Here is a 9914-nt window from a genome sequence, read left to right as displayed (position 1 = left end):
TCACCGGAAGTTCGCCCCGCCGTTGATGTCGATCACTTGACCGGTGACGAACGACGAGAGATCCGAGGCCAGGTACAGCACGGCGCCGGCGACATCGTCGACCGTCCCCGGCCGTTGCAGGGGCAGGCCGGCGACGATGTTCTGCTGTGCGGCCGTCGGGGTGAAGGTGTTGTGGAAGGCCGTGTCCTCGATGAAGCCGGGCGCCAGGGCGTTGACGGTGATCTTGTCGGCGGCGAGTTCCTTGGCCAGTCCGCGGGCGAACCCCACGACGGCGGCCTTGGCGGTGGCGTAGGCCACCGACCCGGCGCCGCCGCCGTTCTCGCCGGCCAGCGACGACATCAGCACCACGCGCCCCGCGGCCGATTCGGCCAGGTACGGCACGGCGGCGCGGGTGACGTAGAAGCTGCTCGAGACGTTCACCGAGAGCACGCTCGCCCAGTGTTCGTCGGACATTTCGGCCACGGTGGCTCGTCCAACGAGGTGGCCGGCATTGTTCACCACGATGTCGATGCCGCCCAGGTGCGCGGCCGCGGCGGCCACCACGGCGGATGCCTGGGCCGGGTCGGTGAGGTCGCCGCCGATGGCGATGGCGCGCCGCCCCGCTCCGATCAGCTCACCGGCGACGGCCTCAGCGCCGTCCTTGCTGTTCGCGTAGTGCACGGCGACATCGGCGCCCCGAGCGCCCAGGGCCCTGGCGATGGCGGCGCCGATACCGCTGCCGCCACCGGTGACCAGGGCGCGTCGGCCGGTGAGGTCGAGCTGCAGGCCGCCGAGCGGCGAGGGGGTACGGGGTGCGGTGTCGTTCGGCATGGTGAGTCCTTTGGTGGGGTGTAGTGGTGTCGTTCCGGATGCCGCACTATTTGATGCCGGCATGGGTGAATCCCTGGATGAAATACTTCTGGCAGAAGAGGAACAGCACGACCATGGGAACGGTGGCCAGGGTGGTGCCGGCCATCAGGTAGTGCCACGAGGTGCTGTCGAGCTGTTGGAAGACCGCCAGCCCCACCTGGATCACCCGGAGGTCGTCCCTGGTGGTGACCAGCAACGGCCAGAGGAAGTTGTTCCAGCTCTCCTGGAAGGTGAGCAGGGCCACGGTGGCCAGCGCCGGCTTGATCAGCGGCGTGTAGATCTGGGCGTAGATGCGGAACTCGTTCAGGCCGTCGAGCCGGGCTGCTTCTTCGAGTTCGCGCGGCAGTGAGAGATAGAACTGCCGGAACAGGAAGATCGCCGTGGCGCTGAGCCCGCCGGGGATGATGAGTGCCCACCAGGTGTTCAGCCAGCCCGTGCCGCCCTGGCCGAAGATGTCGTTGCCGCCGAAGAGCGGCATGAACTTCACCAGTAGGAACTGCGGCACGATCTTCGTGTACGTGGGGATCATCAGCATCGCGACAAAGCCCATGAACACCCATTCCCGCCCGCGGAACGGAATGCGGGCCAGCGCGTACCCGGCCATCGAGCCCAGCACCAGGGTGATGATGGTGTGCCCCGCCGAGATCAGGAAGCTGTTGCGGAAGTACAGGTGGAACGGAGCCGCCTGCAGGGCCTCGCTGTAGTTGCTCCACTGCCAGACCTGCGGCAGCAGTGTCGGCGGGAACTGCGCCAGCTCAGCCGGTGACTTCAGCGAGGTGGCGATCATCCAGAGGAACGGGATGATCATGGTGAACGCGCCGAGGCTGAGGATCACGTTGAGCAGCAGCCTGCCCTTCCACGGCCGCCGCCGCTTGATGCGCGGCTTCGGGACCGCTGCCGGGGTCGTGCCCGGCTGCATCCGTGTGGTGGTCATTCGTCATCACCTCGGGTCGCACGTCGGCTGATCAAGGTCATCACGAGCAGGAAGGCGAAGAGGCAGACGGACTGCGCCGAGGCGAGGCCCATCTGGAAGTTCTGGAAGGCGGACCGGTAGACCTCGTAGGTCATCATGGTCGTCGCGTTCGCCGGGCCGCCGTCGGTGAGGACGTAGATCTGGTCGAATACCTGGAAGGCTCCGATGATCGAGATGACGAGCACGAAGAACGTGGCCGGCTTGAGCATCGGCAGCGTGATGGCGAAGAACTTGCGCACCACAGAGGCCCCGTCCACGGACGCCGCTTCGTACAGGCTGTTGTCCACGTTCTGCAGGGCGGCGATATAGATGAGCATCTTGATGCCGATGCCCTGCCAGGCCCCGACCAGGATGACGGCCCAGAGGGACCAGTCCGGGTTGGCCAGCCAGGCCTGCCCGGGGATGCCGATGACCGACAGCGCCGCGTTGAGGAGTCCCTGCTGCGGGTTGTAGATCCACAGCCACACCATCGCGATCGCGACCGTGGCCGTGACCTGCGGCAGGAAGAACGCGGTGCGGTACCAGGTGCGCAGCCAGAGGTTCTGGTTGAGCGCCACAGCGATGACCATGGCGATGGCCATCGACACCGGCACCGTCCAGAACGTGTAGACGACGGTGTTCCAGGTGGCCAGGCGGAAGGTGGGATCGTTCCAGATCTGGATGTAGTTGTCGATCCCGATCCAACGCGGGGCGTCGAAGATGTTGTAGTCGGTCAGGCTCAGGGCGAAGGTCGCCAGCACCGGCAGGGCGGTCCAGAGCCCGATGTGAGCGACGGCCGGCGTCACCATCAGCCAGCCGGCCCGGCTCAGCTTGCGCTGGGACCGTGACCGGTCGGGCCGCCGGGGTGCACTCGGCAGGGCCCGGGCCGGGCGGAGAAGTCTGGTCGTTGGGGCGGGGCGCGTGGATGCGCTCATGGTCAACCGCCCATCTTGGAGGTGAACAGGTCGGCGAGGTCGTCCAGAGCCTGCTTCGGGGTCTTCTGCGCCAACAGGGCGGACTCGATGGCGGGCGCGATCTCGCCGCGCAGTCCGAGCCACTCGCTGGGTCCGCCCTCACGCTTGGCCACGTCGAGGTTCTCCATCGAGAACTGCACCAACCGGTTGCCCTGGGCGTAATCGCTGTCGAGCAGTTCGGTAAGGGCCGGGATGTTGCCACGCTGTTCGTTCGCGGCCAGGGCCGGTCCGGGGCTGGCGAGGAATTCGAGCAGGGCCTGGGCGGCCGCCGGGTGCTCGGAGCCCTTCGACATCGTGGCCAGGGTGCCGCCGACGAACATGCCCGGCGCGTCTCCGGGGATCAGGAATGGCTCAAGCTCCGGCAGCAGCTCAGGGGCGGCCTCCAGGGTCTGGGTCCAGAGGTTGTTGTGCGCGATACCCATGGCCGCGCGGCCGTTGATCAGCGGGTTGACGGTTTCCTTGGTCGAGGAGAAACCGGTGTCCTCCACCTTGCTGGTGTGGATGAGGTCGACCACGGATTCCAGGGCCTCGATACCCTCGTCGGAGTTGAACGCCGGCGCGGTGTTGTCGTCGTTGAACAGTGTGCCACCCGAGGAGAACAGCATGGTCTCGTACATTTGCCGGGCATCCAGCGAGAGTACGTCGAAGCCGGCCCGTTCGAGGGAGCCGCTGTCCGAGCGCACCGTGAGGGCCTCGGCCATCTCCACAAGTTCGGCCCAGGTGCTGGGCGGGGCGTCGTAGCCGGCCTCCCGCAACAGGTCCATCCGGGCGACGCCGAAACGGGCATCGAGCATGATCGGCACGCCGTAGACGTCGCCCTCCCACACGCCGGCCTGAACGATCTCCGGCGTGGTCGACTTCTCGAGGTCGGCGACGCTGATACCGGACTCGGAGAGATTGGCCAGCACACCCTTGTCGGCGAAGGCCTCGACCCAGCCGACACCCATCATCATGACGTCGGGCACCAGGCCGGAGACGACCCCGGTGGTGAGTTTTTCGTTCAGCCGGGCGAAGTTGGTGTAGTCCACGGTGACGGTCACATCCGGGTACTGCTCGTAGAACTGCGGCAGCAGTTCGTCCTCGAGCAGGCGTTGGCCGGCCGCGCCTTCGTAGATGGGCGTGAGCAGGGTGATGTCGCCGCTGACCGTATCGGAGTCTTCAGTCGCCGACCCCTCCTCGGCGGAGCATGCAGACAGGGCCAGGGCCAGGACCGCCGCGGTGCCGAGGGCGGAATACCGCAGGGCCACGTGGCGCCGTGTTGCGCCGCTGGCTGTCACAGCCTGTCTCGTGGAAGTCGTTCGTGCTGTCCGAAAGTTCATGAGCATTTTCCCTTCACGGGGAGTGAATTAGTTGGTGGCGACGCTGCCGCAAACTCAGACGTCTTCGTCGTCGTCGTACCGCCGTTGGGGGCCAAGCTCGTGACTCTGGCCCGTCTGACTGGTGTAACGATTTACTGACCATAACTGGCGTTTTTTGATTCGTCAAGCAATCTTCAGCCTGGCAGGCCAGGGGGCAACCGGCCCTCGCCGGGCACGAGACGTGCCCAACATTGCCAACCTGCCGGTAGATCGTTACACTGCTGGAATCCCCCATACCTCGACCGCCACGTGAACGGACAATGATGGAGAAGGTTACGATCCAACAGGTCGCTCGGGCCGCCGGTGTTTCGGCGAGCACGGTGTCCAACCTGCTGAACGGCCGCTCGGGTCGCATGCTGCCCGCCACGCGGGACCGCATCACCGAAGCGATCAGCCAGCTCGGCTACCGGCCAAACCGGGCGGCCCGCGAGCTGCGAACCGGCCGCACCCGCACCGTCGGCCTCATCGTGCCGTCAGTGGGCAATCCGTTCTGGGGCGCGTTCGCCCGGGAACTCGAGCACGCCGCTCTCGCCGAGGGCTACAACGTGCTGCTCTGCAACAGCGAGCGCGACCCCGACCGGGAACGCCGCTATGTCGAGGAGCTGTGGGACGACGGTGTACGGGAGATCGTGCTGTGCACGTCACTGCCATCGTTGAAGCACCTGGCCCACATCATCGAGCAGGGGTTGCGCCTGATCACCTTAGACCGGCCCACCCAGGCCGACGACCCGTCCACCGTTGTCAGCATCAGCATCAACAATGTGGTGGGCGGCCATCTGGCCGCCTCTCACCTCACGAGCCTCGGCCACCGGAATCTCACCTTCGTCTCCGGCTCGCTCCGTTCGGTCAACCGCACCGGGCGGTACGAGGGGTTCTGCTCGGCCGTCGAGGCCGCCGGACTCGCCGTGGCGGACATGACCCTCTGGGCCGGCGCCGACGAGGCGCCCTTCGGTGACGTCGAAGCGGCCGATGTGGGCCGCCGCGCCGCCCACGAGATCTTCGCCGCCGCGAACCCGCCGACCGGCGTGGTGGCCATCAACGACATGACCGCCCTCGGCGTCTGCCGGGGCCTGCGGGACCTCGGTCTCCAGGTCGGCCGCGACGTGTCCGTGGTCGGCTTCGACGACATCATCCTGGCCGATCTCTACGACCCGCCGCTCACAACGGTGCGCCAGCCGATCGGCCAGATGGCCCGGCTGGCCATTGCCGAGATCGTCTCTCACCACGGCCTCACCACCGGCGAACCGGGCCGGTCGGTGCTCCTTCGACCTGAGCTGATCGTGCGCGGATCGACGGCGGCACCGCCTGTCGACTAGCACCCCGCCTCCCCCGCCACCCGGCCGCCGTCGGTGGGGAATCACTCTGGATTCCCTCACCGTGCCCAACTTCAGGCTGTTCACGATCTCCAACGTGATCGCCATGACCGCCACCTGGATGCAACGCATCGCCCAGGGCTGGCTGGTGCTGCAGCTGACCGACAGCGTCGCGGCCGTCGGTGTGACCGTGGCCATGCAGTTCACCCCGATGCTTCTCTTCGGCCTCCTCGGCGGGGTCGTCGTCGACCGCTATTCCAAACGGATGCTGCTGCTGATCACGCAGTCCGCCGCGTCCGTGCTCAGCCTCACCCTCGCTGTGCTCACCCTGAGCGGTGTCGTCGAGGTGTGGCAGGTGTGGGTGATCGCCTTCGTGCTCGGGCTCGTCACCGTCATCGACAACCCCACCCGGCAGGTGTTCGTGAACGAGATGGTGGGTCCGCAGTTCCTGCGGAACGCCATCACGGTCAATTCCTCGGCGTTCCAGCTGGGCGGGCTGGTCGGCCCGGCGGTCAGCGGCCTGCTGATCGTGGCCGTCGGTGCGGGGTGGTCATTTGCCATCAACGGGATCGCCTGCCTGGTCACTGTGCTCGCGCTTCTGCTCCTGGACACCACGGCGTTGCATCGGAAGCCGCCCACGCCCCGCAGCAAAGGCCAGCTGCGGGAGGGACTGCGCTACGTCGTCGCCACCCCCACCATCCTCTGGCCGCTCGTGATGATGTCGTTCCTCTCGGTCTTCGCCCTCAACATGCCCGTGCTGCTCGTGGCCTTCGCCGGTGACGTCTTTGCCGCAGGGGCGGGAGGTTACGGGCTGTTCAACAGCCTGGTCGCCGTGGGCGCGCTGGTCGGTGCGTTGGCGTCGACCAGGCGGGTCACCATCCGGCTGCGCACCGTCATCTTCTGCGGCGGGGTGTGGGCTCTCATCCAGGCCTCGCTGGGACTTATGCCCACCCAGCTGGCTTTCGGCCTGGTGCTCGTGGCCTCCGGCATCGCCAATCAGTTCTTCTTCATGGCCTGCAACCCGCTGGTCCAGCTCTCCTCGAACGTGCTCATCCGCGGCCGGGTGATGTCGGTCTACGTACTGGTTCTGCTCGGCGGCCAGGCTCTCGGCAGCCCGCTGATGGGATGGCTGATCGAGCACTACGGCGCGCACACCGGCATGATGGTCTCCGGCCTCGTGCCGGCCACAGCGGCCATCACGATCGCGATCGTGCTTGCCAGGCGCCATCAACTGACCTGGGACTGGCGAGCCGGGCGTCCCGGTCGCTGGCGGATCCGGCGGCGGTGACTACCCGGCGCTCCCCCGGGGCGCGCGCGGCACCTTCGGGCGCACCAGCGCGTGACTGTCGCGCAGCAGGTTCTCCACGAGTTCGTCGGGCACGAAGCCGTCGAGCACGACGGTGATCCAGTGCTTCTTGTTCAGGTGGTAGCCCGGAGTGATGTGATCGGGGAACTCCTCTCGCAGCGCCCGGCCCTCCTCGGGATCGCACTTCAGCGACACGCTCAGGGGGTCGCCCTCCAGCGCGCTGAGAGCGAAGACCTTGCCGTTCCCGGTGGTCTTGAAGACGCTGATCTCCTCGCCGAACGGAAACGTCTCGGCGGCCTGTGGCAGGCTCAGGCAAAACTCGACGAGGGAATCAGGTGTCATAACTGGGACCTTACCGACTCTTCCCCGCCGAGCGCACCCCGGGCCGTTGCGCTTTAGGCCAGGACGCCGGCCATGGCGCCGGCGGTCAGCTCCACCGAACGCAGCCGGTCACCGATCTGCTGCGAGGCGTGGGCCAGGATCAGTTCGTCGGCTCCGGTGGATGCGACCAGGTCGTTGAGGAAGGTGCGCACGTCCGCGGGCGTGCCCACGGCCGTGTACCGCATCATGTCGGCGAGGCGACGCCCCTCGGTGGTGGTCAGGAACGCGTCGATCTGTTCGTCGGAGTACTCCGGTGACGCCGGTCCACGGGCGATCATGCTGCGCACCCTGGAGCGGCGCATGATCTCGAACTGCCCCGCCGCATCCGCCCCCTCGTCGGCCGCGATCACGTTGGCGGCCACCAGCAGGTAGGGCTCGGCCAGTTGCGCGGACGGCGTGAAATCGCGGCGGTAGAGGGAGACGGCCTCGAACAGCGAGTCGGGGGCGAAGTGCGACGCGAACGCGTACGGCAGGCCCAGCGCCGCCGCGAGGCCGGCGCCGAAGAGGGAGGACCCCAGGATGTACAGGGGAACGTTGGTGCCGGCGCCCGGAACTGCTCGTACCCCCGGGATGATCGACTCGTCGCGCAGGTAGGCGGCCAGTTCCATCACGTCCTGCGGGAACTGGTCGGAGGCGCGCGGGTCGCGGCGCATGGCCCTGGCGGTGGTCTGGTCGCTGCCGGGCGCCCGGCCCAGACCGAGGTCGATGCGGCCCGGGTATAGCTCCGCGAGGGTGCCGTACTGCTCGGCAATGGTCAGCGGCGAGTGGTTGGGCAGCATCACGCCGCCGGATCCGAGCCGGATGGTGGACGTCTGCGAGGCGACATGGCCTACGAGCACGCTCGTAGCCGACGAGGCGATCGTGGGCATGTTGTGGTGCTCGGCATACCAGACCCTTTCGTACCCGTGCTTTTCGGCGGCCTGGGCGAGGGCAACGCTGGCCGCGAAGCTCTCCCTCACGCTCTGTCCGGGGGCAATGGGGGCGAGGTCAAGAATGGAAAGCGGTGTCGTCATATTGGGCGTAACGGTTTTCGCGGGCGAATCGTTACCCGCGTCAGCGGATTCGGCCGACACCGGGCAGAAACCGGCCGACCCTGGCCGCGTAGTCCGAGTAGGCCGGATGCTCCTCGACGAGCATCTGCTCCTCCCACCGGGTCTTCCCGGCCAGGAGGCCGACCAGTGCCGCCCAGACCACCACGTGCAGCAGGGAGGAGCCGATCAAGACCAGGCCCAGCCCGCCGGACATCAGCCCGGTGTAAATGGGGTTGCGCACCACCGCGTACACCCCGTTCGTGGCCAGCGGGGCATCCTCGCGCGGTATCGGGCTCGCCGTCATTGCCGGGCCGAGGGTGGTGGAGCCCTGGACCGCCAGGGTCACCCCCACCGCGATGAGGGCGATAGCGGTGGCCACGACAAAGCCATTCACCGGCCAGACGGTGCCATGCGGCGAGAGAAGGAGGGCGACCAGCAGAAAGATCTGCACGACGACCAAGCCGGACGCGAGCGCACGTTTCATGCCCCGAGAGTACGCCCGCCTTACCGTGCTGGGCAGGTCCCGGCGCTCTTCCCAGCCTGTACGCAGAACGGCCCGCGGATCAGCGGCCAGGAGCTCATGCCCTGACCTGCTGCCCGCGGGCCGTTCCAGGTTCTGTCGAATACGAGGTTGGCTAGTACCAGCCGACGGACTCGGACTTAGCCCAGGCCGCGCACGGAGTGCCGTAGCTGCCTGAGATGTAGCCCAGGCCCCACGAGATCTGCGTGGCGGCGTTCGTCTGCCAGTCCGCACCAGCCGTGGCCATCTTGCTGCCGGGCAGCGCCTGCGGGATTCCGGTGGCACCGCTGGAGGCGTTGTAGGCGTTCACGTTCCAGCCGGACTCCTTGTCCCACAGGCTGACGAGGCAGCCGAACTGATCGGAGCCCCAACCATACTTGGCGGCCATCATGTCGCGGGCGATGGCCTGGGCGCCGCTCGGGTTGGCCGGGGCCGACGGGGCCGGCGCTGTGCTGGCCTTCGGAGCCGACTGCGCGGACTGCGCTGCCTTCGCATCGGCCGCGGCTTTCGCATCGGCGGCCTGCTGGGCTGCGGCGGCCTCGGCGGCAGCGGTGGCAGCCGCGGCCTGCTCGGCGGCGACACGATCGGCCTCGGCCGTTGCGGCCTGCACAGGCGGCACCGCAGCGTTGGTGAGGTCGACGAGCTCATAGATCCGCGCCGGCGCGAGGTACTCGTAGTTGCTGAGCATCGCCACCGGGGTGGCCAGCTCGGTGGCGTCGGTCTTGTTCTGGGCGGCGGTGATCACGGCGGTCGCGCCGGCCAGGGTGCCTGCGGCGGCCTTCTCGGCATGGGCGGCCGCGATGCCGCTGTAGGCGTCGAGCTGCTCAGCGTGCCGGCCGGAGCCGGACGCGAGGGACGCTGAAGCGGCGACGCGGTCGTTCTGCGCTGCCATGGCCGGCTCGAGCACGAAGCCGGTTCCGGCCATCGCGCCGATGGTGAGGACAGCCAGGGCCGCCGCCGACCGGCGGGTGACCCGGGTGCGGTGGGTCTTCGACGCCCGGGTCTCCAGGGGCGGGGACTGGGGCTGCGCGGAGATGACGGCTGTTGCGGAGGTTTCGGGTATTGCTGGAGTGCTGGAAATCGGGGAAGTCACAGTTATGTATGTCTCTCACTGAGCGAAACGCAGGTACGCGGGCGCAGAGCGGTTCTTGTTCAACGTTCCACGGGCGGGGGCCCGCCCGGGCGAAGTGACCACCCTGCAGCACGTTTCTGAATGGATCCTCACCTTTT

At 67.7% G+C, this 9914-nt stretch carries 10 protein-coding genes; 2 read left to right on the top strand and 8 right to left on the bottom strand.

What is annotated here, in order from left to right:
• The 4 genes from E3T61_RS15155 to E3T61_RS15140 are packed head-to-tail and all read right to left on the bottom strand — an operon-like array spanning position 1 to position 4022.
• Positions 1 to 810: an SDR family NAD(P)-dependent oxidoreductase gene (locus E3T61_RS15155; RefSeq protein ID WP_241992599.1), complete on the bottom strand. Its 810-nt coding sequence runs from the start codon at positions 808 to 810 to the stop codon at positions 1 to 3.
• A gap of 46 nt (positions 811 to 856) precedes the next feature.
• A complete protein-coding gene (locus E3T61_RS15150; protein WP_134641655.1) occupies positions 857 to 1783 on the bottom strand; it encodes a carbohydrate ABC transporter permease in 927 nt (308 codons plus the stop codon).
• Complete coding sequence (locus E3T61_RS15145; RefSeq protein ID WP_134641654.1) at positions 1780 to 2736, bottom strand: carbohydrate ABC transporter permease; 957 nt, start codon at positions 2734 to 2736, stop codon at positions 1780 to 1782. Before E3T61_RS15145 ends, E3T61_RS15150 begins: the two co-directional genes overlap by 4 nt.
• Positions 2737 to 2738: 2 nt before the next feature.
• Positions 2739 to 4022, bottom strand: a complete 1284-nt coding sequence (locus E3T61_RS15140; protein WP_166793258.1) for an ABC transporter substrate-binding protein — start codon at positions 4020 to 4022, stop codon at positions 2739 to 2741.
• Positions 4023 to 4393: 371 nt separating this feature from the next.
• Between E3T61_RS15140 and E3T61_RS15135 the strand changes: the two genes are divergently transcribed.
• Positions 4394 to 5449, top strand: coding sequence for a LacI family DNA-binding transcriptional regulator (locus E3T61_RS15135; RefSeq protein WP_241992598.1), 1056 nt, complete (start codon positions 4394 to 4396; stop codon positions 5447 to 5449).
• A 61-nt stretch (positions 5450 to 5510) separates the two neighbouring features.
• A complete protein-coding gene (locus tag E3T61_RS15130; protein ID WP_241992597.1) occupies positions 5511 to 6734 on the top strand; it encodes an MFS transporter in 1224 nt (407 codons plus the stop codon).
• Here the strand turns inward: E3T61_RS15130 and E3T61_RS15125 are convergent, their stop codons facing one another.
• The 4 genes from E3T61_RS15125 to E3T61_RS22100 all read right to left on the bottom strand — a co-directional run bounded on the left by E3T61_RS15125 (position 6735) and on the right by E3T61_RS22100 (position 9777).
• Entirely contained in the window at positions 6735 to 7094 is a 360-nt protein-coding gene (locus tag E3T61_RS15125; protein ID WP_134641651.1) for an MmcQ/YjbR family DNA-binding protein, read from the bottom strand.
• A gap of 53 nt (positions 7095 to 7147) precedes the next feature.
• Positions 7148 to 8146: an LLM class flavin-dependent oxidoreductase gene (locus E3T61_RS15120; RefSeq protein ID WP_134641650.1), complete on the bottom strand. Its 999-nt coding sequence runs from the start codon at positions 8144 to 8146 to the stop codon at positions 7148 to 7150.
• Positions 8147 to 8186: 40 nt separating this feature from the next.
• Positions 8187 to 8648: a methyltransferase family protein gene (locus tag E3T61_RS15115; protein WP_134641649.1), complete on the bottom strand. Its 462-nt coding sequence runs from the start codon at positions 8646 to 8648 to the stop codon at positions 8187 to 8189.
• Between the two features lie 151 nt (positions 8649 to 8799).
• A complete protein-coding gene (locus E3T61_RS22100) occupies positions 8800 to 9777 on the bottom strand; it encodes an aggregation-promoting factor C-terminal-like domain-containing protein (RefSeq protein ID WP_174777032.1) in 978 nt (325 codons plus the stop codon).
• Between the last annotated feature and the right edge of the window lie 137 nt (positions 9778 to 9914).

It is taken from the genome of Cryobacterium lactosi, assembly GCF_004403945.1.
In the GTDB taxonomy this organism is placed as follows: Bacteria; Actinomycetota; Actinomycetes; order Actinomycetales; family Microbacteriaceae; genus Cryobacterium; species Cryobacterium lactosi.
This window is presented reverse-complemented; position numbering and strand designations above follow the sequence as displayed.

What these genes read in the sequence shown, in the direction of transcription:
- E3T61_RS15115 (WP_134641649.1), bottom strand. Translation starts at nt 8,648, where the DNA reads ATGAAACGTGCGCTCGCGTCCGGCTTGGTCGTCGTGCAGATCTTTCTG.
- E3T61_RS15145 (WP_134641654.1), bottom strand. Translation starts at nt 2,736, where the DNA reads ATGAGCGCATCCACGCGCCCCGCCCCAACGACCAGACTTCTCCGCCCG.
- E3T61_RS15155 (WP_241992599.1), bottom strand. Translation starts at nt 810, where the DNA reads ATGCCGAACGACACCGCACCCCGTACCCCCTCGCCGCTCGGCGGCCTG.
- E3T61_RS15125 (WP_134641651.1), bottom strand. Translation starts at nt 7,094, where the DNA reads ATGACACCTGATTCCCTCGTCGAGTTTTGCCTGAGCCTGCCACAGGCC.
- E3T61_RS15135 (WP_241992598.1), top strand. Translation starts at nt 4,394, where the DNA reads ATGATGGAGAAGGTTACGATCCAACAGGTCGCTCGGGCCGCCGGTGTT.
- E3T61_RS15120 (WP_134641650.1), bottom strand. Translation starts at nt 8,146, where the DNA reads ATGACGACACCGCTTTCCATTCTTGACCTCGCCCCCATTGCCCCCGGA.
- E3T61_RS15150 (WP_134641655.1), bottom strand. Translation starts at nt 1,783, where the DNA reads ATGACCACCACACGGATGCAGCCGGGCACGACCCCGGCAGCGGTCCCG.